The 25510-nt window shown below is 71.1% G+C and carries 23 protein-coding genes and 1 pseudogene; 11 read left to right on the plus strand and 13 right to left on the minus strand.

Annotated features, from left to right (window positions below):
* The 3 genes from QSK03_RS29570 to ribB form a co-directional block, all read left to right on the plus strand.
* Window positions 1–182, plus strand: a 182-nt coding sequence (locus QSK03_RS29570) for a hypothetical protein (RefSeq protein WP_285659175.1), incomplete at its 5' end; no start/stop codon positions are given.
* A 298-nt stretch (window positions 183–480) separates the two neighbouring features.
* On the plus strand, window positions 481–978 hold the full coding sequence (locus QSK03_RS29575; RefSeq protein WP_285659176.1) for a flavin reductase family protein: 498 nt from the start codon (window positions 481–483) through the stop codon (window positions 976–978).
* Window positions 971–2251 (plus strand): 3,4-dihydroxy-2-butanone-4-phosphate synthase, encoded by a 1281-nt coding sequence (ribB, locus tag QSK03_RS29580; protein WP_285659177.1) that lies wholly within the window; start codon window positions 971–973, stop codon window positions 2249–2251. Before QSK03_RS29575 ends, ribB begins: the two co-directional genes overlap by 8 nt.
* Window positions 2252–2830: 579 nt before the next feature.
* Here ribB and QSK03_RS29585 read toward each other — a convergent pair.
* From QSK03_RS29585 to QSK03_RS29635, 11 genes are all read right to left on the minus strand, one after another.
* Window positions 2831–3175: a DUF202 domain-containing protein gene (locus tag QSK03_RS29585; RefSeq protein WP_285659178.1), complete on the minus strand. Its 345-nt coding sequence runs from the start codon at window positions 3173–3175 to the stop codon at window positions 2831–2833.
* Window positions 3172–3555 carry a YidH family protein gene (locus QSK03_RS29590; RefSeq protein WP_285659179.1) on the minus strand — a complete coding sequence of 128 codons (384 nt, stop codon included), beginning with the start codon at window positions 3553–3555 and terminating at the stop codon, window positions 3172–3174. Before QSK03_RS29590 ends, QSK03_RS29585 begins: the two co-directional genes overlap by 4 nt.
* Window positions 3552–4625, minus strand: coding sequence for a sulfite oxidase (locus QSK03_RS29595; RefSeq protein ID WP_285659180.1), 1074 nt, complete (start codon window positions 4623–4625; stop codon window positions 3552–3554). The genes QSK03_RS29590 and QSK03_RS29595 overlap by 4 nt, the downstream gene beginning before the upstream one ends.
* A gap of 142 nt (window positions 4626–4767) precedes the next feature.
* The gene (locus QSK03_RS29600) at window positions 4768–5688 is read right to left on the minus strand and encodes a LysR family transcriptional regulator (RefSeq protein WP_285659181.1); all 921 of its coding nucleotides are present in this window, start codon (window positions 5686–5688) and stop codon (window positions 4768–4770) included.
* Between the two features lie 24 nt (window positions 5689–5712).
* Window positions 5713–6327 (minus strand): transposase, encoded by a 615-nt coding sequence (locus QSK03_RS33290; protein ID WP_352232072.1) that lies wholly within the window; start codon window positions 6325–6327, stop codon window positions 5713–5715.
* The gene (locus QSK03_RS29610; protein ID WP_285659183.1) at window positions 6273–6773 is read right to left on the minus strand and encodes a helix-turn-helix domain-containing protein; all 501 of its coding nucleotides are present in this window, start codon (window positions 6771–6773) and stop codon (window positions 6273–6275) included. The genes QSK03_RS33290 and QSK03_RS29610 overlap by 55 nt, the downstream gene beginning before the upstream one ends.
* Before the next feature lie 39 nt (window positions 6774–6812).
* Entirely contained in the window at window positions 6813–7034 is a 222-nt protein-coding gene (locus QSK03_RS29615; RefSeq protein ID WP_285659184.1) for a transposase family protein, read from the minus strand.
* A gap of 153 nt (window positions 7035–7187) precedes the next feature.
* Complete coding sequence (locus QSK03_RS29620; RefSeq protein ID WP_285659185.1) at window positions 7188–7721, minus strand: hypothetical protein; 534 nt, start codon at window positions 7719–7721, stop codon at window positions 7188–7190.
* A gap of 125 nt (window positions 7722–7846) precedes the next feature.
* Window positions 7847–8533 (minus strand): GAP family protein, encoded by a 687-nt coding sequence (locus QSK03_RS29625; RefSeq protein WP_285659186.1) that lies wholly within the window; start codon window positions 8531–8533, stop codon window positions 7847–7849.
* Window positions 8534–8563: 30 nt separating this feature from the next.
* On the minus strand, window positions 8564–10474 hold the full coding sequence (locus QSK03_RS29630) for an alkyl/aryl-sulfatase (RefSeq protein WP_285659187.1): 1911 nt from the start codon (window positions 10472–10474) through the stop codon (window positions 8564–8566).
* An 85-nt stretch (window positions 10475–10559) separates the two neighbouring features.
* On the minus strand, window positions 10560–11432 hold the full coding sequence (locus QSK03_RS29635; protein ID WP_285659188.1) for an AI-2E family transporter: 873 nt from the start codon (window positions 11430–11432) through the stop codon (window positions 10560–10562).
* 587 nt (window positions 11433–12019) lie between these two features.
* On the opposite strand from QSK03_RS29635, the gene QSK03_RS29640 reads away from it, so the two are divergent.
* The 4 genes from QSK03_RS29640 (at window position 12020) to QSK03_RS29655 (ending at window position 19917) form a co-directional block, all read left to right on the plus strand.
* On the plus strand, window positions 12020–14782 hold the full coding sequence (locus tag QSK03_RS29640; protein ID WP_285659189.1) for an ATP-binding protein: 2763 nt from the start codon (window positions 12020–12022) through the stop codon (window positions 14780–14782).
* Between the two features lie 124 nt (window positions 14783–14906).
* Window positions 14907–15752 carry an LLM class flavin-dependent oxidoreductase gene (locus QSK03_RS29645; protein WP_285659190.1) on the plus strand — a complete coding sequence of 282 codons (846 nt, stop codon included), beginning with the start codon at window positions 14907–14909 and terminating at the stop codon, window positions 15750–15752.
* Between the two features lie 36 nt (window positions 15753–15788).
* Window positions 15789–17204: an FAD-binding oxidoreductase gene (locus QSK03_RS29650; RefSeq protein ID WP_285659191.1), complete on the plus strand. Its 1416-nt coding sequence runs from the start codon at window positions 15789–15791 to the stop codon at window positions 17202–17204.
* 73 nt (window positions 17205–17277) lie between these two features.
* Window positions 17278–19917, plus strand: coding sequence for a DUF4062 domain-containing protein (locus QSK03_RS29655; RefSeq protein WP_285659192.1), 2640 nt, complete (start codon window positions 17278–17280; stop codon window positions 19915–19917).
* Between the two features lie 12 nt (window positions 19918–19929).
* Here the strand turns inward: QSK03_RS29655 and QSK03_RS29660 are convergent, their stop codons facing one another.
* Window positions 19930–20874, minus strand: coding sequence for a helix-turn-helix transcriptional regulator (locus QSK03_RS29660; RefSeq protein WP_285659193.1), 945 nt, complete (start codon window positions 20872–20874; stop codon window positions 19930–19932).
* Between the two features lie 1167 nt (window positions 20875–22041).
* Between QSK03_RS29660 and QSK03_RS29665 the strand changes: the two genes are divergently transcribed.
* The 4 genes and pseudogenes from QSK03_RS29665 (at window position 22042) to QSK03_RS29675 (ending at window position 24891) form a co-directional block, all read left to right on the plus strand.
* Window positions 22042–23295, plus strand: a complete 1254-nt coding sequence (locus tag QSK03_RS29665) for a serine/threonine protein kinase (protein ID WP_285659194.1) — start codon at window positions 22042–22044, stop codon at window positions 23293–23295.
* 441 nt (window positions 23296–23736) lie between these two features.
* The gene (locus tag QSK03_RS29670) at window positions 23737–24150 is read left to right on the plus strand and encodes a VOC family protein (protein WP_285659195.1); all 414 of its coding nucleotides are present in this window, start codon (window positions 23737–23739) and stop codon (window positions 24148–24150) included.
* A gap of 224 nt (window positions 24151–24374) precedes the next feature.
* Window positions 24375–24524 (plus strand): annotated as a pseudogene (locus tag QSK03_RS33295) (ISL3 family transposase); the annotation flags it as partial.
* Between the two features lie 13 nt (window positions 24525–24537).
* Window positions 24538–24891: a transposase gene (locus tag QSK03_RS29675; RefSeq protein WP_285659196.1), complete on the plus strand. Its 354-nt coding sequence runs from the start codon at window positions 24538–24540 to the stop codon at window positions 24889–24891.
* A gap of 126 nt (window positions 24892–25017) precedes the next feature.
* Here the strand turns inward: QSK03_RS29675 and QSK03_RS29680 are convergent, their stop codons facing one another.
* Window positions 25018–25494, minus strand: a complete 477-nt coding sequence (locus QSK03_RS29680) for an NUDIX domain-containing protein (RefSeq protein WP_285659197.1) — start codon at window positions 25492–25494, stop codon at window positions 25018–25020.
* Window positions 25495–25510 lie beyond the last annotated feature (16 nt).

The raw sequence follows: 25510 nt of genomic DNA on the forward strand, positions 1-25510 counted from the left end.
TCAGCCCACGCCTCGACCTCGGCCACACCGACATCGTCGCCCACCGGCCAGACAAGATCTCATCCGACCGTCCCGACCAAGCCGACACGCCCAACAAGCCACCCATAAATCAGGCTGTAGTACTAGCCCGCTTCGGCGCCGAAGTGATGCCCCTCATGCGGCAGGCCGGGCTGCGTTCCTGACCGGACGGGACCGACCCCGAGCTCGGCGAAGTGCCCATGCAGAACGTCTTCCCTCGCCTGTCCGACATACCCGGCCGTATCCGCTGGCCTGGACCGGCTCTCGGCGCCCACACCGACGAGGTACTCCGGGCGTTCGGCATCGACGCCGAAGAGCAACTCTCACTACGGGAGGCCGACGTCGTCTGAGCTCGCTCGCGAGAGCCGAACGGCCGGCCTCGGAGCTCGTCGGGTCTGGGGGACGCGGCATTCAGCAGGGTTCTCATCAACCGATGAGGAACGGGACGGAACGAGGACAGAGATGAGTACCAGGACGTCGATCACGGCCGATGCTTTCCGCGTGGTCATGGGCTCGGTCGCCTCTGCGGTGGCAGCAGTCTCGACCTTCGGGGAGCGGCCGCACGCCACGACGGTCAGTGCCTTCATGTCGCTGTCGATGGATCCGCCAATGGTGGTGGTCTCGCTGGACCGCTCGTCGGATCTGCTGCGTCACGTCACGGTCGCGCAGCGGTTCGGCGTCAGCGTTCTGGCTTCCCGCCAGGCAGGGACGGCCATCGCCCTGGCGGGCAAAGGTGTCGACAAGCTGGCCACCGTTCCGTGGCACGTCGACGCCGGGCTGCCTCGGATCGATGGAGCGAGCGGTTGGCTCGCCTGCGAGGTCGCGAGCATGGTCGAGGGGGGAGACCAGGTCCTCGTTCTCGGGCGCGTGATGTCGCTCGATCACACTCCGAACGCGCCCTTGACCTATCGCCGGGGCATGTTCGGCACACATGTCGATGCCGGAGTCGAGGATGCCTGAGCTCATCCGTGCGCGGCCTGCCGCCGCGTGGTCCGGAGAACCGCTCGATCGTGCGCTGGCGGCTCTCGCCCGAGGCCAGATGATCGTGCTGATGGATGACGAGGACCGTGAGAACGAGGCGGACCTCGTGATGTCGGCTTCGGCCGCGACCGAGGCGACCGTCGCTTTCATGGTCACGCACACGACAGGCATCCTCTGCTGCCCGATGCCCGGCGACCGGCTCGACGCCCTCGACCTGCCGCTGATGGTCGAGCGCAACAGCGACACGCACGGCACGGCGTTCACCGTCAGCGTCGATCATCGGTCGACGTCGAGCGGTGTCTCGGCCGACGATCGCGCGCGCACGGTGCGGGCTCTCGGTGATGCGGCGACGAGCGCCGACGACCTGCGGCGACCCGGTCATGTCTTCCCGCTCCGCTCCCGCGACGGCGGCGTCCTGCAGCGGGCAGGCCACACCGAGGCGACTGTGGATCTCCTGCGCATGGCCGGTGTGCCCGACGTCGGGCTGATCAGCGAGCTCGTCGAGCCCTCGGGGGCGATGCTGCGGGGGCCCGGTGCCGTGGCTCTTGCTCGTCGGCACGGTCTGGAGCTCGTCACCGTCGCCGATGTCGCCCGCCGTCGACGTGCCAGGGTCCCCGCTGACGATGTAGAACTGAGTGGCGAGGCGCTGCTGCCCACGGACTTCGGTCGTTTCCGGGCCTACTCCTTCCGGAGCCGGGATACGGGGATCGAGCACCTGGCCCTGGTGCTGGGTGATCCGGCGGGTGAGGCTGAGCGCGTCCCGGTGCGCTTGCACAGTGAGTGTCTGACGGGTGACGTGCTCGGGTCGTTGCGCTGCGACTGCGGTACCCAGTTGCGCGACGCGCTCCGACTGATCGCCGCGCGCGGCGTGGGGGTGGTGGTGTACCTCCGCGGTCAGGAGGGACGCGGTATCGGCCTCGGACACAAGCTCCGCGCGTACTCGCTCCAGGAGTCAGGGCTCGACACCGTGGAGGCGAACGCGGCACTCGGGCTCCCGGTGGACTCCCGGGACTACGCAGCGGGCGCCGCGATCCTCCTCCGGCTGGGAACCCACCGGGTCGAGCTGATCACGAACAACCCAGCCAAGAGTGACGGGTTGGTTGATCACGGGATCGAGGTCGTGAGCCATATCGGGCTCCGGCCCAGGGTGACCGAGGAGAACGGCCATTATCTGCGTACCAAGCGGGACCGTCTCGGTCACCGATTCGCCGACACCACACTCGAGAGTCCGCCTGTCGCGCCGGCGTCGTGACCGGTGGTGCCATGTGGTCGTCCATGCCCGAACGTCAGGCCGATGAGGAAGGCGTCGATAGTGCGCCCGTCAACGGGTCAGGTCCGTGATTCCGTCACTGAAGAGCTCGAGCCCAGTGACGAGCAGCAGCATGGTCATGGTGGCGTTCCCACCCTGTCGCAGTCGTCCTGACGTGCGCCTCAGGTCGAGTCCGCCGGCGACGACAGTGGGGGAATTGAACCCTCGGCGCCTGCTCGATGCTCGTTGCTGCTCTCTTCGCCTGCGCCACGTTGTACCGCATGGACGAGCAGCTCGTCCCACGGCCGTCCCACGCGGACGCGCGGCAGCGCGGGCGAAGGGCATCGTCGCAGGTCAGTAAGGGTGCCCCCGGCAGGATTCGAACCTGCGCTCCCGCCTCCGGAGGCCGGGCAACCGACCGCTCTCCTGCGTTCTGCCTGCGCTTCCAGGTTCCGGAGGTTCGCCCGAGCGCTCTCGAGGTGCCCCTGTGGACTTCTGGTTCGTCCCACGATCCGTCCCACGGGATGCGGCCCCGAGCCCGCCGACGTCGTCCCCGTCCGTCTGGCCGGAACGGGCGAATTCTCACAGCAGGAGGGTGCCCCCTGCGGTGATCGCGAGGGCGGTGACGACGACGCCGAGGGCGATCAGGGCGCGTCGGGGAGCGACGGGTCGGGACAGCGGATTCTGGCGCAGGGTGGTGTCCCGGTGGTGTGCGTAGACGACGGTGGCGAGGGCGACGAGGACGGCGAGCACGATCGGGGCCGCGGCGAGTCGGGAGGTCGTGGTGTGGAGCTCGCGGATCGAGAGCAGGGCGGCGTTGGCGACCAGCCCGAGGGCGGTGCGGTTCCAGGCCAGGGTGGTGCGTTCGGCCTGGAGCCCGCCGAAGCCCGGGGCGTCGTCGGCGGGGCGGGGCGGAGGGCCGGTCACGCCAGGCCCTTGGTCACGACGAGGGCAAGGCCGACCAGGGCGAGCAACACGAGCCCGAGGGCGAGAACCCAGGGGATGCGTTGGCGGGGGAGATCGCGGTCGCGGCGCATGGCGCGCTCGACGCGGAGCCAGCGGACGAGTCCGCCGGCGGCGGTGAGCACGGCCAGCGCGACCAGCAGGCCACCGATGGCGGAGCGGATGCCGGGGATCGGGAAGGCGGGGACGAGCTGGACCACGGCCACGCCGGCGGCGAGCAGTGACAGCGATGTGCGCAGCCAGGCCAGGTACGTGCGTTCGTTGGCGAGGGTGAAGCGGTAGTCGGGCTCGTGCTCGGCAGCGTTCTCAGGGGTGTCGGTGGCCGTCGGCTCGGCGCTGGTCACAGGTGCACATCCGGCGGGTGCTCGGCGGTGACGCTGACGGTGGGCCAGGCGTTGTTGATGTAGCCCTTGGGGTTCCAGAGGCTGGCGGCGTGCTCGGGCTGCAGGGCCGCGGTGCTGTCCCAGGCGCGGGCGACGATCTCGTGCTCGCCGGGCCGCAGCTCGAGGGTCGTCCGCCAGAACCGCCACGCCCACGGACCGAGCTGGTCGTCGAGCTCGGCCTGGTGCCAGGTGCGCCCGTCGTCGGCGGAGACGTCGACGCGGACGATCTCGCGGTCGCCGCCGGCGAAGGCGTAGCCGGTGACCTCGGTGGGCCCGGCGGTCATGACGGCGCCGTCGTCGGGGCGCAGGATCGCGGAGTTCAGCGCGACCGCGGTCAGCTCGACCCCGTCGCCGGGAGCGGGGTCGTCGTGGTCGGGGGGTAGGAGCCGGTAGGCGCTCTGCTGGAAGAAGTTCTCCGAGGGGTGGTCCTGGGCGGTGATCTGCTCGAGCCACTTGACGCTGCGGGCGCCGATCCAGCCGGGGACGACCACGCGCACCGGCGCGCCGTGGGCGACGGTGAGGGGTTCGCCGTTCATCTCCCAGGCCAGCAGCACCTCGGGGCTGGTGGCCTTGTCGGCGGTGATCGATCCGCCATAGGGCGCCGGTGGGCTGGCCTCGGGGGCGACGTCCGGCGCGAGGAACGCGACGTCGCTGGCGTCGCGTCGCAGCCCCGCGGCAGCGAGCACGTCGGCGAGCCGGGCGCCGACCCAGCGGGCGGTGGAGGTCGCTCCCTCCCCCCAGGGGTGCTGACCGGGGATGTCGCGCACGGCCAGCAGCCCTGCGCGCCGGTTGCCCGCGCACTGCAGGGTGGCGGTCACCTCGTGGTGCTCGAAGCGCTGGAGCTCGTCGAGCGAGAGGCTCAGCGGCTCGTCGACCAGGCCGTCGACCCGTAGCCGCCACTGCCGGGGGTCGAGTTCGGGGAGTTCGCCGTGGTTGCGGCTGTAGAACGTCGCGACCGGTGTGATCGGGTGCTCGGCGAGTGCTGATCGTGGCGGTTCGGCGTTGTAGGGCTCCTGCTCGTGGACCACCATGTCAGGTCGTTTCGTCCCGTCGCCGTGGTGCGCTGTCGTTGCCGTTGGCATGGGTTCACCCTGCGACCGGCTCGAGCACCGCGGTAGCCCTCGCGTCGTTGCGGGCCCACAACCTCGGGTTGTGACCTCGACGCACGCAGGATCAGCGCCGGCGCTCGCCGGCGGCGCTCGCCCGACGCAGCAACGCCGCGGCAGCGCCGTCGGGCGGACGGCCCCGGGGCCAGATCGCGGTCAGCCGGCGATCGAGGGAGAGCTTGCGGACCGGGACCGTCACCAGCGTCCCGGCCGCGAGGTCACCGGCGACGGCCAGCGAGCTCAGCACCGCCGGCGCCACACCGTCGGCGACCGCACCCTTGATCGCCGTAGTAGAAGCCAGCTCGAGCACGGGGTGGGCGATGGTCTCGACACCGGCGCTCCGCAGCGCCCGCTCGAGGAACTCCCGGGTGCCCGACCCTGCCTCGCGGGTCACCAGGGCGGTACCGGCCAATCTCGCCGCGTCGATCCCGTGGCGCCGTGCCCAGGGGTGCCCGGGGGAGACCACGAGCGTGAGCCGGTCGCGGGCGACGACCTGGCCGTCGAGGTCGTCACGGATCTCCGGGCCCTCGACGAAGCCGACATCGGCGGCTCCGCTGCGGACGTCGTCGGCGACGTCGGTGGAATTGCGGGTCGACAGCGCGACCGAGGTGTCGGGCAGCTCGCTGCGCAGCGACACCAGCCAGCGCGGCAGCAAGTACTCCGCCACCGTGAGGCTCGCCGCGACCCGCAACCGGCCGGTGTGCTCGGCGCGCAGCGCAGCGACGCCCTCCTCCATCGCCCACGCGGCGTCGATCGCGCTGCGGGCCCAGTCCGCGACCAGGCCGCCGGCCTCGGTGAGCCGTGTCCCCTGGGGCGAGCGTTCGAACAGGGTGAACCCCAGCGCGCCCTCCAGGGCCCGGACCCGGGCGCTGACCGCGGCCTGTGACACCCCATGCGCCGCGGCCGCTCGGCCCATGCTGCCCAGTTCGGCCACCGACAGCACCACGTCGTAGGACGCGAGATCCGCGACGCGCGCAGGCAGGGACATCGGCCCAGGTTATGGGGCTCTTCGTCATGAAGCGTGGAGGCGGCCTCGCAGCATCGTGGTGGTGGGAGCGTCCCACACGGTTCCGCAGTGCAGGATCAGTCGCAGCCGGTAGTTGGTGATGTTGCGGAATCCGTGTCCGACCCGCTTGATCTTCTTGATCAGCAGGTTGATCGCCTCGGTGAGCCCGTTCGAGACGTCGGCGACGGTGAAGCGGGCGAGCAATTCCTCGCGCCAGGAGTCCAAGGGGTGCGGGCCAGCCGGTGCAGTTCGGGCACCTCGGAGTCGGCGCAGAACGCCACCCAGCGGTAGAACGCCGCCGCGGCGCGGGACGGGTCGGTGTGGCGGTAGAGCAGCCGCAGCTCCTGGGCGGCGATCCACGTGGCGGCGACCTGTCCGTCGGGGTCGCCGGAGTCGAGCCCGTGCAGCAGCCGGGTCCAGGAGGTGTCGGAGTGGTGGTCGTGGCCTCTGGTGAACACGGCGCAGTACGCGGGTGCCGTAGAGCGGGTCCCCGGCGCGGCCGCGGTGCCCGAGGGTCTCCTGCTGCACGCCGCGGCGGACCTGGTCGACCGCGTCGAAGCCCAACGTCACCACGTGGAACGCGTCGAGGACGCGGACCGCGTGCGGTAGCTGGGTGCGCAACGCGCTCGCGTAGCCGCGGAAGGGTCCGGCGCCGCGACTGCCATGCTGGCCCGCCAGCCGGCGTCGCGGTCGCGCAGCCACGCCGAGAGCACGACAGCACTGCGATCAGGCACGACGTCGAGCAGCCGCGCCGGACCAGCGGTGCGGGTGAGATCGACCAGCCCGGTCGCGAACTCGGTGCCGTGCGTCGAGGTCGCGGCCAGGTAGGCGGTCTCGTCGACCCCGAGCGCGGCCACACCGGCCAGGCGGGCCGGGTCGTCGACCAGTGGGGTGCCGTGCTCGGCGACGGCGCGCATCACCGTGCCCCATCCGAGACCGAGGTCGAGAGCCACCGCCGCGACCGACTCGCCGGCCTGCCCGACCCGGCGGCACGCCTCTCGGGCGGCGCGGGTGCTCACCGAGGCCCGCGGCGGGATCTCCTCGCTGGTCTCCGACCACGTGCGCATCTCGCAGGCCCCGTGCCGGCAGCGCCAGAGCCGCTTGAGTCAGATCAGCGTCGTCGCCCGGCCGCCGACCGGCAGGTCACGCACCCGCACCGGACGGCGTCCGTGCGCCGTGGCGACCGCGCCGCAGCCCGGACAGCAGACCATGTCGTTGCTGGTCTCCACAGCCAGCTCGAGCTCGCCGTCGTGCTCGTCGACCGCGACCAGCCCGAACCCGTCCAGGCCGAGGACCACCGCCCCCAAGATCGCGCGCGCCAGTAGCATCCATGCCCACCTGGGGCCTCCCTCCGAAGTGTCCAGACACCACGAAGAGTGAGGCCCCAGGCCCATGATCAGGCCGAGGCTGAAGATCGTGTCCTCGTCAGCCCTCCACGCTGAATGACGAAGAGCCGGATTACGTCGACGCCGAGGCGTGATTCAGCTGAGGAGGAGCCCGCCGGCCCGGACCGATCGGGTAGCGGGCGGGTCAGCGCTTCTCGAGTGGCGTGGCAGCACTGGCGGGGTGTCGTCGTTGAAGCCCATCGCCCAGCTCAGGGCAAGCCCTGCTCCCTCGGTCATGGCCGTCGTCCAGCCGTAGCTCGACCACTGTCCCCACCAGCGCCGTCTCGCGGCGCCATCGAGCCGCGCGATCCCGGCGTCGCGCCGCCACTGAGGTTCCGGGTAGGGCCCGCCACGCGACACCGCGCCGCACGCGATGAGCTCCCCCATCGCCCGCCACTGACTCGGAGCTGCGGTGTCGGCCGTTGCCGGCGCGGTCGGATGCACCCCTCCGACCCACGCCAACGCGCACTGCGCTCCGTGCACCTCCGGGGACTTGCCGCGCTTCACGTACGCCCACAGGAGGGCCTGCTCCATCCAGCTGAACGTCGAGAGAGGTCGAGGCACCCAGTCGGGCACCGTCTGCACCCGCGGCATCCCGGAGACTCTCGCCGCGCCGTCGGCCTCGTCCATGTTCGACCGTCCTCCCCGCTTCGGCCGCACCGCGGCCGAAGATGAACTGCTCGCACACAGAGTGCGCGACACCCCCGACAGCGCCATGCCGCGGCAGGTCCTGGCAGCCGGCCGAAGTTCCAACCTCACCCGTTGAGGAGGCCGGAAAGTGCATCCCCCACGAGCTTGACGCCGATAACCAAGAGCAGCGCGATCATGATCGCGCTGTTGTGGGCTGCCATCCAGCCACGCAGCCTGCTGAGCAGGTCCGTGCTGCGAGCACCCAGGGCGTAGTAGATGCCGAGGGGGAGTCCGGGGCCGAGGGTGCCCAGGACGACGAACACCGCAAGGGCAACCGCCTGCCCGCCTGCGCTGACGCCGGTCTGGGCGATCGCGGTGGCTGCGGCCACGACGAGCAGCAGGTTCTTCGGGTTGACCCCGGAGAGCAGCACAGCGAGACCGAGGGCCTTGCCGGGTCCGAAGGTGTCGATGGAGCTCATCCATGCCGGCAGCGCTGGTGTCTCGACTCCGCGAGGACGTCCGCGCCACTGAAGCCCGGCCAGCACGACGAGGCCGACGCCGAGGACGCCCTTGACGACGGTCACCCACGGGGCGGGCACCGTTGTCTCGCCTCCGGAGGCCCCGGCTCCGGCGGCGATGACCAGGACGATGACGCCGACGACGCTGAGGCCCGCGACCCAGCCGACGATGAAGGCAGGCCCGTTGATCCGCCCGCGCGCGGTGGCCAGCATCAGGACGACGGCGATGATCGGGATCGGGCTCAGGGCGACACCGAGGCCCAGGGGAAGAATCGCCCCGATGGCAACCCCCATCTTGTCCTCTCGCTCTCGGAGGCCGCGGGCTTAGGGGGCCACGATCGCGAAGTCGGGGTCGGGTGGGTCGAGGACGCCCAGCAGGGTGGTGAGGCAGTCCTGGTCGCCGTCGATCGCGAGCTGTCCCGAGGTGACGAGGTCTGCTGGCGGGGTTCCGCCCAGCAGGGCGAGCAGGCCGGATCGGGCGGTGGTGATGTGGGCGTCGGTGCTGTCACGATTGGTGCCTTCGCCGTGGGTGAGCACGCCGTTGGCCAGACGTGACCGGTAGGCGAGGTCCTTCCCTGCTTCGCCGGCCCCGGTGAGGGTCCAGTCGATGGCGAGCTGGATGTCCCAGGCTTTCGGTCCGTTGATCTGGATGGCGATGCTGTCGAAGAGTTGGCCGGTGGTGAGGGCCGAGATCATGTCGGGCGGGGTGGTCGAGAGCGGGGTGCCGATGTTGGCGACCCGTAGCTCGTAGGCGCCGGTGAGGTAGAAGTTGCGCCAGGTGCCGTTCTCGGAGCCGAAGCCGAGCTGTTCGAGGGCGGCGGCCTCCAGTTCGCGGGCGTCGGTGTCGTCGGGGTCGGTGAACACGAGGTGGCCGACGAGCTCGGCGACCCACCGGAAGTCTCCGGCGTCGAACGCGCGCCGGCCGGCGGCGAGGACGGCGTCGGGGCCGCCGATGGCCTCGACGTAGCGGCGCCCGGCGGGCTCGGGAGGGTGACGCCAGAGGTTGGCGGGGTTGCCGTCGAACCAGCCCATGTAGCGCTGGTAGATCGCCTTGACGTTGTGGCTGATCGACCCGTAGTAGCCGTGGGTGTTCCAGGCCTTCTCCAGCGCGGGTGGGATCTCCAGGGTCTCGGCGATCTCCGGGCCGTTGTGGCCCTTGTTGAGCAGCCGCAGGGTCTGGTCGTGCTGGTAGGCGTAGAGGTCGCGCTGCTCGGAGAGCAGGCTCACGATGCGGTCGCGGTCCCAGGTGGGCCAGTGGTGGGACGCGAACTCGACGTCGGTGCGGTCGACGAACAGGTCGATGGCCTCGGTGAGGTAGTGCGCCCAGGCGTGGGGGTCGCGGACCACCGCGCCGCGCAGGGTCAGCAGGTTGTGCAGGTTGTGGGTGGCGTTCTCGGCCATGCACAGCGCGGAGCGTTCCGGGAACAGGAAGTTCATCTCGGCGGGGGCTTCGGTGCCGGGGGTGACCTGGAAGACGATCCGGACCCCGTCGAGCGTCTCCTCCTGGCCGGTGTGGGTGACGTCCTTGGTCGGCGGGATCAAGGTGACGGTGCCGGTCGAGTTGGTCATGCCCAGCCCTGCGCCCATCTGACCGGCTGCTCCCGGGGCCAGGGCTGCGCCGTACATGTACGCCGAGCGGCGTGCCATGGCGGCCCCGGCGTAGACGTTCTCGGCGACGGCGTGCTCGAGGAAGCCTCGGGGAGCGAGGATCGGCACACGGCCACTCGCGACGTCGTCGTCGGTGATCACGCCCCGCACACCGCCGAAGTGATCGACGTGGCTGTGGGTGTAGATCATCGCGGTGACCGGCCGGTCGCCGCGGTGCTCGCGGTAGAGGTCGATGGCGGCGGTCGCGGTCTCCGCGGTGAGGAGGGGATCGATGACGATGATGCCCTGGTCGCCCTCGACGATGGTCATGTTCGACAGGTCCAGTCCGCGGACCTGGTAGATGCCTTCGGTGACCTCGAACAGTCCGTGCACCGAGGTGAGCTGGGCCTGGCGCCACAGGCTCGGGTTGACGGTGTCGGGCCGCGGGCCGTTGAGGGTCTCGGCCCAGGCGTCGCAGTCCCAGACGACCCGACCGTCCGCAGCGTGGACCTGGCTCGGGGAAATCGTCCCGATGAAGCCCCGTCGCACGTCGTCGAAGTCCGAGGTGTCAGAGAAGGGATAGCGGGACTCCACGGCGGAGGCTGCGTCGACGATCTCGGGGCGCGCGGTCGGAGCGGTGTCGGTCACGGTGTCCTCGATCCGTTGCGGGTGCGCGTGGGTCGGCCGGGGCCGAGCTGCCTGGGGAGCCTGGTGCATGCTTCGAGGTATGACCTCACCCACAGCGGGTGGGTCGACTCGCCCCGGAGAGCTCGATGGCACGGGAGAACACCCGCGGGGAGATCACGTAGTTCTCCACGCCCTGGTAGATCATGAAGAAGAGCAATGTGAAGATCGCCAGGCCGAAGCTCACGGTGAGGGCGGCCGCCACGCCGACGAACGAGGCCAGGGTCGCGCCGATCTGGGGGACGGCGTCGAGGACGGCGACGACCAGGGCCAGGAGTGCGGGGTAGGGAATGCCGGCGAGCAGGAAGAACACGAACGCCGTCATCCCGGCGATGGCGGAGACCACGAGCTGGCCGGACACGTAGCCGCCGATGCGTCCGAGGGCGGCGGCGGCGGCCTGGATGCGGCCTTCGTGGGCCAGCATCCGGTCGATACCGTCGCGGATGCGAGGCATCGCGAGCGAGAAGTAGATCAGCAGGGCCAGCACGGTCACGGTCGAGAAGACCCCACCGAACAGGGCCCCGAGGACACCGAACACCGCGGCCAGCGAGGTCGTGATCACCGGCCCGATGCTCGAGAACGCCTGCTGAAGCTGCTGGTTCGCGCCCGGGTCGCCCAACGCCGCGCCCGGGGAGTTGCCCGGCCCGCCGAGTCGATCGGCCAACCTGTCCAGCAGCGTCGGGAGCTGGTCGATCAGGTACCCGATCTCGTGGACCGCCGGGATGATCAGAACAGCGGCGAGCCCGGTGAGGACGGCCAGCACGGCCAGCACGACCAGCGCGAGCGCCAGGCCCCGCCGCAGCCCCCGGGTCACGAGCCACCGGATCGCCGGTTCGAGCCCCGTGGCGAGGAAGAACCCGACGAACACGAGCACGAGTGCGCCCCGCGCGACAACGATCGCGACCGCGATCGCGAGGACCACCAGAACCGTCGCGGTGATCGCCGCGTAGTCCTCGAGCGGCTTGCGTCGCGCGCAGGCAGGGACGTCGGCCCAGGTTATGGATCCGGAGCGTGGCGGGCGGGCGGTTGCCTCGCAGCCGTGCCGATCGTCGCCGTGCCCGCCGCCCAGGCCCGTGCCCGACCGCCGGATGGCGCGGGCTCGACCACCCGTGGGATTCGAGCGAGGACCCCGGCCGGGAGCACAGCGGTGCTGACGCACAGATGCTGTCGTTAGGTCGAACGGCGCAAATCCTCGTCCCACACTCGTCCCACGGCGAGCGAGGCCCGTCACATCGGCGGACGTTCTCGCAGTTCAGGAGTGGTGCCCCCGGCAGGATTCGAACCTGCGCTCCCGCCTCCGGAGGCCGGGCAACCGACTGATCGCAGGCGCTCTGCCTGGTCCTGAGGGGATCGGCTGGTCGCCCACATGACCTCTGAGGCCCTCTGACGACCCCTGGTTCGTCCCACGAGCCGTCCCACGCTCAGCGAGGACTTGGCGCTTCGAGGTGTCGGCCATCGAGTCGGCAAGAGACGCAGGGCCGCGGTCAGGGGATTCGTTACGGTCAGCCCGTGGAGCTGCTCGGCCGCTCCGAGGAGACCCTGACCGTCGACGGGCTCCTCGGAGCCGCCCGCGACGGTGTCAGCGGTGTCCTGGTGCTGCGCGGGGAGCCCGGGATCGGCAAGACCGCGATCCTCGACCACGCCGTCGAGAGCGGAATCGGTGCCGGCTTCCGCGTGGTCCGGGTGGTCGGGATCCAGGCCGAGCAGGAACTGGGCTATGCCGCCCTGCATCGCCTCCTGATTGACCTGCTGCCTCGACGGGAGGTGCTGCCGCCACCGCAGCGTGATGCGCTCGAGGTCGCCTTCGGACTGGCCTCGGGGGCGCGTGCGGACCGTTTTCTGATCGGGCTGGCCGTGCTCACGCTCGTGGGGGAGGCCGCGAACGACCGACCCGTCCTGTGGGTGTGCGACGACGCGCAGTGGTCGGACCGGGAGACGCTGGAGGTCCTGGCCTTCCTCGGTCGTCGGCTCGAGGCGGACCGGGTGGTCCTGCTGATCGGGGTGCGGGACGGGGCGGCTGCCGCCGACGTCCTCGACGACCTCCCGGTGCTCCTGGTGGGTGGCCTGCAGGGGCGGCCGGCCCGGGAACTGGTGGAGAGGTCGACCGCCGGTCGTCTCGACGCGGCGGTGGCGGGCCGGGTCGTGGCCGAGGCCCACGGGAACCCGCTCGCGCTCAAGGAGCTGTCCGTCGACGTCACGGGTGCGCATCCGGACACCTCCCGGGTGCCGTTGTCCGACCGGCTGCCCCTCGGGCGCCAACTGGAGGCCCGCTTCCTCGCTCAGACACGCGACCTGCCGGCTCCCGTCCCGACGCTGCTGCTCCTCGTCGCGGCCGAGGCGAGCGGCGAACCGGGCCTGCTGTGGCGGGCGGCCGACCGCCTCGGGATCGCCGGAGGGACTCGCACGCTGTCCGAGCTCGCGGAGCCGGCACGGGCGGCCGGGATGGTGGTTCTGGTGCCCACCGTCAGCTTCCGTCACCCGTTGATCCGCTCGGCGGTCTACGAGGGCGCGTCACCGGAGGAGCGACGTCGCGTTCATGCAGCGCTGGCCGAGGTGATCGACGCCGACTCCGATGTCGACCGTCGGGCGTGGCACCGTGCCGCGGCGATCGTGGGCCCGGACGACGAGCTCGCCGACGACCTCGAGCGCGGAGCCGAGCGCGCCCGGGGGAGGGCCGGCTACAACGCGGCGTCGATGTTCCTGCTCGCCGCCGCCGAGCACACCGCGGACCGCCCGCGCCAGGTCGAACGACTGATCGCCGCTGCACTCGCGAGGATGACGGCGGGCGACCCGAACGGGGCGCTGGCCGTCCTCGACCGGATGCCCGACACCGCCGGGCCGATCGTGGCCGCGGGGACCACGCTGATGCGCGGAGCCGCGGACCTGTTGCTCCGTCGCTACACCGACGGGATGGATTTGATGCTCGCCGGGGCGCGGGCGCTCCGGGCGTCCGGCGCACCAACCGCCGGGAACAACGCCCTCGACGCCCTGCAGTGCGTGCTGCTCGTGCCCTGGTTGGAGCCGGTGTCATGGGACGAGGCCGTGCACCTCGCCTCGCTCGAGCTCACCGGTGAGGATGACGGCTCCCCGACCTCACCGGCACTCGCCTCTCTGGCCACGCGCGTCCTGCGGGGCCCCGACGCGGCCGTCCCGGAGATGCGCCTCGCGCTCGACCGGCTGCGTCGCGGACTGGACCTCGAGACGGCCCACCGCTTCGGCCCCTCCCTCCTGGCCATGGGCATGGAGCTCTGGGACCTCGAGGTGATGGGTGAGCTGGCCGACAGGGCCGCGCAGCTCTGCCATGAGGCGGGGGCCCTCAGCGGACTGCGCACAGCGCTGCACGGGCGGGCCAACGTGGCGACGTGGTCCGGTGACCTCGCGCAGGCGGCGCGGCTGCACGGCGAGTTCAGCGAGCTGTCGGTGGCCCTCGGTGGCGTGAACCGCTTCGCCCGGCCGCTGGACGCGGTGCTCGCCGGCTGGCGCGGCGACGAGGAGACCGCGCGGGCGGCGATCACGGCGCTCCCGGTCCCGAGCGATCCACGGGCGCGCGGCGGTCTGGCGGTCCAGATCGCGCGTACCGGTGTGGCGGTGCTCGAGAACGGATGGGGGCGGTACTCCGAGGCGCTCGCGGCGGGCCGACCGGTATGGGAGGACGACCCGCCCTTCTGGGGTCACGTGATCCTGCCCGAGCTCGTCGAGGCCGGGCTCCGCGGCGGCGACCGGAAGCTGGCGGAGGCTGCGTTGGAACGGCTCCGCGCACGGGCCACCGCAGCCGGGACCCCGTGGGCGCTCGGTGTGCTCACGCGATGCCGAGCACTCGCCGCCGAGGACGACCGCGCCGACGAGCTCTACCGGGCCGCCCAGCGGCAGCTCCTGGCCGCCGGTGCCCGCGGTGAGCTCGCACGGGCCCACCTGCTCCATGGGGAGTGGTTGCGCCGCCGGAAGCGTCGGGGCGAGGCGAGACGCGAGCTGGAACGGGCCCACGAGATGTTCGCCGACATGGGTTCCCGGGGCTTCGCCGAGCGCGCTCGCACCGAAACGGCGGCCGCCGGGCTGACCGTCCGTGCGCGGATGCCGGTCCCGACGGCGGGACTGACCCCGCAGGAACGACGCATCGCGCTCCTCGCCGCCGACGGAGCGACCAACCAGCAGATCGCCACCGAGCTGTTCGTCAGCGCGAACACCGTCGAATACCACCTGCGCAAGGTGTTCCGGAAGCTCGACATCTCGTCCCGCCGACAGATCGCGGGTGCGCTGGACCGGGACGCCTGAGCTCCCGACCCCCACGGATGTAGGGGAGTCCGCCCGCACGACCCGCGTCCCGCGGGATGGGATCGGGGTCGGTCCCGGACGACGCTCGACTCGTGAGCCACCCGAGCGACGAGACGAGATCGACATGAGGATCGGCATCTACCTGCCCACGATCATCCCCGGGGTGGGCGCCCGTGACGCCCGCCGGTGGGCCCGCCGAGCCGAGGAGCTCGGCTTCGCGACCGTCGCGGTGACCGACCGCGGCGCCGACGAACCCTTCGAGCCGTTGGCGAGCGCCTACACCGCGCTGGCCGTGACCCGCCGGATCGGTGTGTTCGGCGACGTCACGTTCTCGCCGACCTGGACCGCCGAGCTGTCGGCCCTGCACACCGCGAGCCTCGACCGCGCGGGTGGCGGGCGATACACCGCCGGCGTCACGTTCGCCGACCCGCTCGCGATCGTCGACGGGCTCGACGCCACCGACTCCTACTGGATGGCCGACGCGCAGCTCGCCGAGCTGCACCGCGCCGACCGGAGCACCGGGGTCGTGCCGGCCGCCGGTCCGCCTCCGCTCGTCATCGGCGGCCGGGGCGGCATCGTGGCCGAGCTCGTCGCCCGGCACGCCGACGGCTGGTTGATGCGGGCCGGGTCCCCCGAGGCGTTCGCGACGGAGCTGACCCCCGTGCGGGACGCCTGGGCCACGGCCGGACGCGTCGGGCGTCCCGTCGCGACCGCCGCGTTCGGGTTCGCGCTCGGCGACCTGGCCGCGAGCGCCGCGGAGGTCCTCCACGACCGGCTGCGGGCGACCCAGGGCGCCGAGGTCGCCGCCGCCGTCGTGGCGGGCAGCGCCGCCGACGAGGCCGCCGTCCGGGAACGGGTCGCGGCCTTCGCCGCGGCCGGCGCCGATCAGGTCCTTGCCGTGCCTTCCACCCCGGACATCACCGAGCTCGATCGACTCGCCGCGGTCCTGCCCCGGCTCGTCCACGCCTGACCCGTTCGACCACCGACACCACGAGGAGATCCACCCATGAACACCCCCACGGACACCTACGTCCGCATCCCCGGCGAGTCCGCCACGCTGTTCGCCGCCGCCCTCGGGGAGGACACGGAGGGCACCGTCGTCCTGCCCGGCGACGCCGACTGGGACACGGCCCGCACGCCGTGGCAGCTCGGCGTCGACCAACGGCCCGTCGCCGTCGTGCTGGCACGGTCCCCGGACGACGTCGCCCGGACGGTGCGCGCGGCCGGCGAGGTCGGCCTGCGCGTCGCCCCCCAGTCGACGGGGCACAACGCCAACCCTCTCGGGCCCCTCGACGACACCGTGCTGCTGCGGACCGCGGGCCTGGGCGGGGTCGAGATCGATGTCGAGCGCCGGGCGGCCCGGGTGGGCGCCGGCGTGGTCTGGGGAGAGGTCAGCGACGCCGCCGCGGAGGTGGGCCTGGCCGCGCTCGCAGGCTCGGCCCGCGACGTCGGCGTCGTCGGCTACTCCCTCGGCGGCGGAGTCTCGTGGCTCGCCCGCTCCCACGGCCTGGCGACCAACCAGATCCTCGCGGTCGAGATCGTCACCGCCGACGGCCGGCTGCGGCGCGTCGACTCCGACCACGACCCGGACCTGTTCTGGGCGGTCCGCGGAGGCGGGGGCTCGTTCGGCGTCGTCACGGCCCTGGAGCTGCGCCTGTTCCCGATCCGCGAGGTCGTCGCGGGCACCCTGTTCTGGCCCCTCGAGCGCGCCGCGGAGGTCCTCCACACCTGGCGGCGGTGGACAGCGACGGTCCCCGACGAGGTCACCTCGATCGGCCGTCTGCTGCGCTTCCCGCCCGTGCCCGACATCCCGGAGCCGCTGCGCGGCCGCTCGCTGGTCGCCGTCGAGCTCGCGTCGCTGCTCGACGCGGCGGCCACCAACGACCTCCTCACCCAGCTGCGGGCGCTCGGACCGGAGATGGACACCGTCGGACCCACTCCGGTCGAGCAGCTCGCCCAGCTGCACATGGACCCGCCCGGACCGGTGCCGGTCACCGGCGACGGGCTGCAGCTCGACGCCCTGCCGGACAGCGCCCTCGACGCCTACCTCGACGTCGTCGGGCCCGGCACCGACATGCCGCTGCTCACCACCGAGCTCCGGCACCTCGGCGGCGCCCTCGTCCGCGGCCGCATCGAGGGCGGAGCGGTGAGCGGGCTCGACGGGCAGTTCCTGGTCTACTCCGGAGGCATCACGCCCGACGCCGGGTCCGCGGCCGCCGCCCACGTCGCGCTGGACGCGATCGCGAGCGCCCTCGCGCCGTGGAGCGCCGGGGCGCTGTACGGCAACTTCAGCGAGAGCCCGCGCCCGGCGGCAGCGCTGTACGCCGCCGACACCCTCGAGCGTCTCCGCCAGGTGAAGGCCGCCCACGACCCGCACGACCGCATCCGCGCCAACCACCCGATCCCGCCCGCGGGGTCCTGATCCCTCGGCGTGGGTGTCCGTGAGTCGTCTCGGACACCCACGCCGCCCCGCTCACCCTCCGGAAGCCGACGCGATGAACACCTCACCCGAACCGGCCGGCCCGACCGCACCCGACCCGACCGACGTGGTCCTCCCGCCCGACCATCGACTACGCGTCTTCGTCAGCTCGACGTTGCGGGAGCTCGCCGCCGAGCGAGCCGCCGTCCGTGCCGCGGTGACCCGTCTGCGGCTCGCCCCGGTGATGTTCGAGCAGGGGGCCCGTGCGCACTCTCCGCGGCAGGTGTACCGCTCCTATCTGGCGCAGAGCCACGTCTTCGTCGCCGTGTACGGCGAGAGCTACGGCTGGGTCGCGCCCGGTGAGGAGGTCTCGGGTCTCGAGGACGAGTACCTCGCGTCCACCGGCATGCCGCGGCTCCTCTACGTCAAACGGCCCGCCCCGGGGCGAGACGCCCGGCTCGCCGCGATGCTCCAGCGCATCAAGGACGACGACGGGGCCTCCTACACCGGCTTCTCCACCCCCGAGGAGCTCCAGGTCCTCGTCGAGAACGACCTCGCGGTGCTGCTGACCGAGCGGTTCGAACTGCCCTCACGTCGCGAGCAGGTGGTTCCGGCTCCGGCACTGCCGGCAACGCCGGCCCCGGCCGGACCGATCGTCGGCCGCGCCCAGGAACTGGGTGCCGCGCGCGACCTGATCCTCGACGAGGACGTGCGGCTGGTGACACTGACCGGCACAGGTGGCGTCGGCAAGAGCCGCCTGGCCCTGGAGGTCGCGACGTCGCTCGCGGGCAGCTTCCCGGACGGCGTGGGTGTCGTCGGCCTCGACGCCGTCGATCGCGCCGAGTACGCCGCCTCGGCGATCGCCTCCTCGCTCGGGCTGGCCTCGCCCGGAACGCGGTCGCCGCTGTCCGACGTGGTGGCCTTCCTGCGTGCGCGCCGCGCCCTGCTCGTGCTGGACAACCTCGAGCAGGTGAGCTCGGTCGCGGCCCTCCTCGGTGCACTCCTCGCGGGAGCACCCGGCCTGACCGTGCTCGCGACCAGCCGGACGGCCCTGCGCGTGCGCGGCGAGCACGAGGTCGCCGTCGGGCCACTCCCGGTCCCGGCCGTCCGGCCCTCGGTGCGGGCCGAGGACATCGTGGCCGTCGAGGCCGTCCGCCTCTTCGTGGATCGCGCTCGCGCCGTCTGCTCGGGCTTCGTCCTCACCGACAGGAACGCGGCCGACGTGGCCGACATCGTGCGCCGCCTCGACGGACTCCCGCTGGCTCTCGAGCTCGGCGCGGCGATGCTCCGGGTGCTGACGCCGGGGGAGCTGCTCGCCCGGCTCGGTCGCCGGCTGAGCACCCTGTCCGGAGGGCCGCTCGACCTGCCCGAGCGACAGCGCACGCTGCGCGCGACGATCGGCTGGAGTTACGACCTCCTCACGGAGGCCGAGCAGCGCTTGTTCGCCCGCCTCGGCGCCTTCGCGGGTGGCTTCGACCTGGCCGCGGCCGAGGCGGTCGACGTGGCAGCGAGCCCGTCCGCTCCCGGAGCGGAGACTCTCGAGACCCTGCAGTCCCTCGTGCGCTCCAGCCTCGTGGCCCGGACGGACGCCGCCGACGGCGCTCGCTTCAGCATGCTCGACAGCGTCCGGGAGTACGCCCGGGAACGCCTCCGGGCCGACGGGGCCTGGGTCGAGACGCACGACGCGCACGCTCGCTACTTCCTCGAACTCGCGGAACGAGCCGACCACGACCTCGAGGAGGCCTCCGCCCAGCTCTCCTGGCTGGAGCGTCTGGAGCGCGACCACGACAACCTCCGCGTCGCCGTGAGCTGGCTGATCGAGTCCGGGACGCTCGGCCACGCGGGTCGCCTCGCATGGGCCGTCTGGCGCTTCTGGTTCCTGCGCGGGCACACCGACGAGGGCATCCGGTGGTACCGCGAGATCCTCGCCCGCGCGGACGAGCTGTCGGCCACCTCTCGAGCCCGTGCGCTCGCCGGCGCGGGGCTGCTACTGCACGCCCGCGGCGACATCGCGGAGGGGGAGGCACTGCTGCGACGCGCCCTGCCGCCCGCGCGCGAGATCGCCGACCGGGAGACCGTGTCGCGGGTGCTCCTCGGGCTCGGACGGGCGGCGATCGCCCGCGGCGCGATGCCGGAGGCGCGCGGGTACCTCGACGAGAGCCTGGAGCTGAGCTGCGCACGCCACGACGAGTGGGTCGTCGCCGTGCTCCACGCGTTCTACGGTCAGGTCGCCCTGCAGGAGAACGACGGTCCCGCCGCGGAGAACCATTTCGGCCGCGCGCTGGCCGTGGGTCGGCAGTCCGGCGACCGGCTCGCCGTCCTGTTCTCACTGTCCGCCCTGGCCGGGGCCCGAGAGCGCGCCGGCGAGACGGAGTCGGTGTCCGCCCTGCTCGTCGAGGCGCTCGCGGTGGCGCAGGAGCTGGGGGACTCGGCCAGTGCCGCGGACCAGCTCCGCGGCCTCGCCTCCCTCGCGGTCGCGCGAGGCGACGACGTCGAGGCCGCGCGCCTCCTCGGGGCCCTGGAAGCAGCCCGCGGCGGTAGTGATCGGCGCTCCTGGCTGGCCGGGTTCAATGTCGACGTCCGGGCCGACGACGCGGATGTCGCATCCCTGAGAGCGCGGCTCGGCGACACGGGGTTCGTGCGGGCCCGCGACGCGGGGGCACAGGAGTGGACGTCCGGACGGTTCGAGGCGCGCCTGCCGTCGCTGTCGTCGTGACGAGCCGGGCGCTCACCCCACGATCATGGCGTGGGGGCCGACCGGGCGTTGATCGGCGAACAGCATCGCGACGAGCTCGCCACGGCTGCTGACCCCGACCTTGGCGAAGATCGCCTTGAGGTGGTCGCGCACGGTGTGCTGCGACAGCACGAGGTCCTGGGCGATCTGGGCGTTCGCGTGACCACGGCCCACCGCACAGGTGATCTCCCGTTCGCGGGCGGTGAGCCCGAAGGCCTCCACCAGGATCGGGGCCACTTCGCCGAGCATCGCGGGTTCGATCACCAGCGACGTCCCGTGGTTCCCGGCGTCCCGTCCGCGCAGCACGGATGCGTGGGCGACGAGCCAGCGACCGGTCATGGTCTGGACGTGGGCGCGCGCCGGGCCGCGATCGCGGCCGGCCGCCACGGAAGCCGCGCGCGCCACGAGCGCCGACATCGGACCCAAGAAGGCCTCGTCGTCGGCCCACCGCGGCCCGGCGAGCTCGGCGAACCACCGCTCCGCGCTCTCGTCGAGCGCTGTGATCTCGCCATCGGCGCCGAGCATCGCGGCTCCGGGACCCCAGGACGGGGCGACGTCGCCGGCACGGTGGCCTTGCGTCACGACGTCGGCGAGCCAGCTCCCGAGGGTTCCGGCCAGCCCGGCAACCGCGGCGATGTCGCGCGGGCTGAACGGCGGCCGGCCGCGGTCGCGGAAGAGGTCGATGAGGCCCCAGGCGCGCTCCCCGAACCGGACCACGGCGCGGAGCTCGTCGTCGTAGCCCAGCGGCTCCAGGAGCTCGCGGAAGCGGGTGCTGCGGGTGGGGTTGTCGTCGGTCGTCGCGCGCAGCGAGGCCACGGCGGACGGGGAGCGCGCGAGGTCGCGGAAGAGCATCACGTCCTCGATCTGGAACTCGTAGCGCCAGTAGGACGCGCAGTAGCCGGCCACCGTGTTCTCGACCCGAGTGGGGCTCGTGGGCATGAGGGAGAACGGGTCCACCCCGTACCAGACCGCGGAATCGTAGGCGACGACGCGACTGAGCCGTCGAGAGGCCGCAGCGAGAACCGCCTCACCGCGCCCGCCGCTGAATGAGCGGCGTTCTCCCGCGCCGACGGCAGTGGTCGGAGACAGGGCGATCGTGTTCATGGCGGGAAGCTCCTGACGATGGACGAGTGCACGTCCGCGGGTCCGCCTCGAGCGTGACGTGCCGTCGACCGGCTCCGCATCCCGGTAGTCCGTAGTCCGTTCCGCGATCTGTCACACCTCGCTGGGCCGCGAACCACAGCCCTCCGATGGCCTCCGCGACGTCGAAGGCCGACGTCGGTGAGCTGCCTGGCATCCCAGCGGCATCCGGCCCTCGTGAGGGCGAACGACGTCGACCGGCTCGACGGCCACGTCGACTCGCTCACGACGAGCGGTGTCCTCGACTTCGAGTTGCCGAAGGGACTCACGACAGTGCCGTCGGGACCAACATCGGGCTGCACGTCGCGAAACGACGTTGGTCCGAAAGGGTCAAGCGTTCGTCCCACACTCGTCCCACGCCGCATCGGGCCGACACTCGCTCGTCGCGTCTGCGCAGGTCAGCCGTGGTGCCCCCGGCAGGATTCGAACCTGCGCTCCCGCCTCCGGAGGCCGGGCGACCGGGTGCCCCCAGATGCCCTACCTGGGCTTCCAGGTGACCGAGGTTCGCGCATCGGGTCTTTGGCGGCCGCTGATGGCCTGGTGTTCGTGCCACGTGTCGTGCCACGGCGCAACAGGTCAGAGTGATCAGCTCAAGGCCCCAATCTTCGCGGAAGTGGTCGAAGTCCTTACGACTGAGGAGTCCAAGGGCAGCTCGCGGGCCGGGGGGCAGGCGGCAATCCAGCTGCGATCGGTTGGGTGTGCCGCCGCGCAGTTGGGCGTAGGCCTGGAGCTAGCCGCAGTGGGCGGCGGTGCGCCGAGTGCAGGGGAAGACGATCAGGCTGTCGCGAAGGCCTGGAACCTCACATACTGTTCTGAGCCTCCAGGCGGTGGGCCAGGGTCCAAATTGAGCAGCAGCCCCTCTGAGCAGACGTCCCGGCCGGGACTGGTCCGACGCCGGGGCCGCGTCGCTGCTAGCACTCTTGGGGGCCGCGTCGTCCGTTTTCCGCGGCGAGCTACGTTCCGAGAGTGGTACGAGACTGGGGGCGTCGCTGGACCCGAACGGGTGGCGGCCGCGGAGGAGGGCAAGGGCGATCGAGTCGCGTTCTCGACCCCGGGGGCAAGGTTGGGTTTCTGAAAGAATTACTTAGGCCTCGGGATCGGCGTGCGCGGGGACGGTTCCGTCGGGAAGTGACGAGCTACGAGACGCTCGCGGGTCACCCGTCGTTGCCCGAGTTGTGGGATCACAACGCCGATCGGTGGGATGATCTGAAAGTCGATCTATTCCTCGTACTCGAACATATTGAGGGAGGGACTGTTGGAGACCGAGTCCGCGAGCTCGGATTGCTTGATATCGATCAAGCCATCGGCCTTACGAGGCAGCTATGTGACATAGTTCAATTCTGCCACGAGAACGATGTAGTGCACCGAGACCTTAAGCCTGAGAACATTATCCTTCGAAGTGGCGAGACGAACGACCCCGTCATCGTGGATTTTGGTCTGGCGTTCAATGACATCGAGGATGAACCAGAGCTGACTCGGGTTAACGAGGAAGTCGGGAACCGCTTCCTAAGGCTTCCTGAGCACTCAAGCGGCGGTCGAAACCCTGTTAGTGACGTTACGCAGCTGGTTGGTCTACTGTTCTACGTACTCACCGGTGTCGAGCCGCGCGTGCTCCAAGACGGCGACGGGCACATGCCGCATCAGCGTCCTGAAGTAAGAGGGCGTCTCGACACGCTTGAGGCGACAAGACCTCAGTTGCGTCGCCTCTTGTCGTTGTTCGATCGTGGCTTTGCGCTTCGGACGGCGTCGCGGTTTCCCGGTGCCGCCCAATTACGGGAGGCGTTGACAGCGATCATGTCTCAAGATCCAGCAAGGCCGGACTTGGATGACCTATTCCGGTCACTCGACGCGGACGTTTCAGCGGAGGATCGACGCCGAGTCGCTGAAGCCGCCTCAGCAATAAATGCGTTCCGAAGTGGCCTTTACAGCTCGCTTTCGCAAATCGCGAAGGAGAGGTCTCTCGATATTTCGTGGGGCAATGGCCCCGACACGTTTTCCAAGGAGCGGCCGTCCGGTGTCTGTCGGTACGCTCTGACCGTGCCCGGAGTCATTCCGACTTCACACCCGGAGTGGACAGTTGAACTGGTTGGTGTAGGAGAATTCTCGCTGGTGAGGGATGGCGTTCAAGTCTGGCGTGGGACGGATCCAGCGGAACCGGAGCTCCTAAGTGTCATCTACATTGTACTAGTCGAGCAATTTAGAGCTAGTTCGACCAGTTAGTCGGCCATAGAGTTCCGGCGCAAGCCCGAGGCCTCGAACGATCACGGAGTTATCGATCCAGGAAGTGAAGCGGTAGAACACGCCCAATGGGGGCGGGATCTGAGTCGCCGGTCGTGTGGGTCGTAGCGCCCGTCTTCGCGAGATCGTCCGACGGGCCTGCGCAGCGAACCAACTGCAACATTTAGTGCCCGGATAGCGCGACGGGCCGGTCACGTCGAGTTGCGAGCCGACAAAGCTGAGCGGGCCGACCACGGCGCTTATCGGGGTCGCACCCGAACGCCACCGCTCATTGATATCGCGGGGGCGCATCTTGGATTCGCTCGGACTAACGCAACGTGCGACGGGTGAGCGTCCGGCTCTACCACGTGCCGCTCGGTGACGCGGCCCCTGTGTCGGACCCCTCTGCGACCATGTTCTCCCGTACGAGCCAAGGGATCGACCATGACTTCTCGCCTCAACCCCTTCATCTACTTCGACGACACCGCCCGTCAGGCCATGGAGTTCTACCGCGACGTGTTCGGCGGACATCTCGCGATCAGCACGTTCGCCGAGTTCGGCCCGGCCGATTCGCCGGACGCGAACAAGATCATGCACGCCCAGTTGGAGACCTCGCAGGGCTTCACGCTGATGGCGTCGGACACCCCGCGGGGCATGGGGTTCAAGCCCGGCACGGCCATGGCGGTCAGCGTGTCCGGTGAGGACTCCGCCGATCTGCACGGATACTGGGAGAAGCTGTCGGAGGGCGGCACCGTGACCGTGCCGATGGAGAAGCAGGCATGGGGTGATGAGTTCGGTGCCTGCGTCGACAGGTTCGGCGTCTCGTGGATGGTCAACATCGAGCAACCGCGGCCGTGAGATCAGCACGCGACCTCGCGCGGACGCGGCAGATCAAAGCCGTCGCCGACGCCGTCCCGGGTGTCGCCGGCCGAAGTCGGCTGCACGGATTCTCGGAGTCCGGCAGCACAGGCACGCCGGAGATCACCCAGCTACGCCCTCACCGGGGACAACCCTGGTCGGACGCGGGCGGGCCCGGAGGCCCGGCCGCGGCGCCGGGACCTTCTTGGAATCCCTTTCACCTGGTGGCGTTGTGCGGCGACGAGCTCGACCGTTGCCGCCAGCGTGTCCAGCAGGACACCCCCGGGTATCGCGGCCAGACCGGGGACCCGCTCTACCGGGTGCGCCGCACCCTGCGCACCCGCCTGGAGCTGCTCGCCTCCCGGCAGCGCACCCGGCTCAAGGACGGTGTTCCTCGCCGACAACCACGTCGCTGTCGCGGTCACGTGGTGGGTCTATCAGCAGGACATCGCCGCCCACGCCGATCCCAACCGCCAGCGCGGGAAGACGCTGCTCACCACGGTGATCGACCGGCTCCGAACGGGCTTACCGGCCGGGCTCGACGAGCTCGCCACACTCGGGCGCACGCTGCACCGGCGACGCGACGACGTCCTGGCCTACTTCGACCACCGGGCCTCCAACGGCCCCACCGAGGCCATCAACGGCCGACTCGAAGCGCTGCGCCGCAACGCGCCGGGCTTCCGCAACCCGGTCAACTACCGCATCCGGTCGCTACTGCACTGCGGAGCCCTCGCACTCTGAAACCGGAAGAGCCCCTTTGGCGTCTGCCTGTGTGGGCGGCAATCCGTCGGCCGGATGGTAATGAAGTGCGGTGCCGTGAACGGCGGCGAGGCCCCAGCACGCGAGCAGATCAGGATTGAGAATCACCTACGTCGCGTCCGCGGTCTCGGCGGCCATCGTCGGCTCGCCGTGCTCGAGGTAGGTAGCGCCCTCGGCGGCCACCGCACGGATGCGGCGGGAGATGCGGGATATGACGAGGTCGTCGAGATCCTTTAGATCGACCCACCGCCAGTCATCGAGCTCGTTGTCGGCGAGGTTGATTCGGTGCTCGTCGGTGCCGAGGGAGCCGCAGTCGAACAGGAACAGGAGCTTGTCACCCTCGTTGCCGTTCGGAGCCCAGTCGATGCCGAGCATGCGGATGACGGGCCGGTCGAGGCCGAGCTCCTCGGCGATCTCGCGCCGGCACGCCGCCGCCGGCGACTCACCGCGCTCGACGTAACCACCGGGGATGTCCCAGGTGTCCTTATAGGTCGGGTGCACTAGCAAGACCCGGCCCCGGTCATCGAAGAACAGTGCGCCGGCGGCCACTCGGGGCGTCGCGAAGCTGTCGCTCGGGTCCGTCACGCCACCGAGCCTATGC

Source organism: Actinomycetospora sp. NBRC 106375 (genome assembly GCF_030269665.1).
In the GTDB taxonomy this organism is placed as follows: Bacteria; Actinomycetota; Actinomycetes; order Mycobacteriales; family Pseudonocardiaceae; genus Actinomycetospora.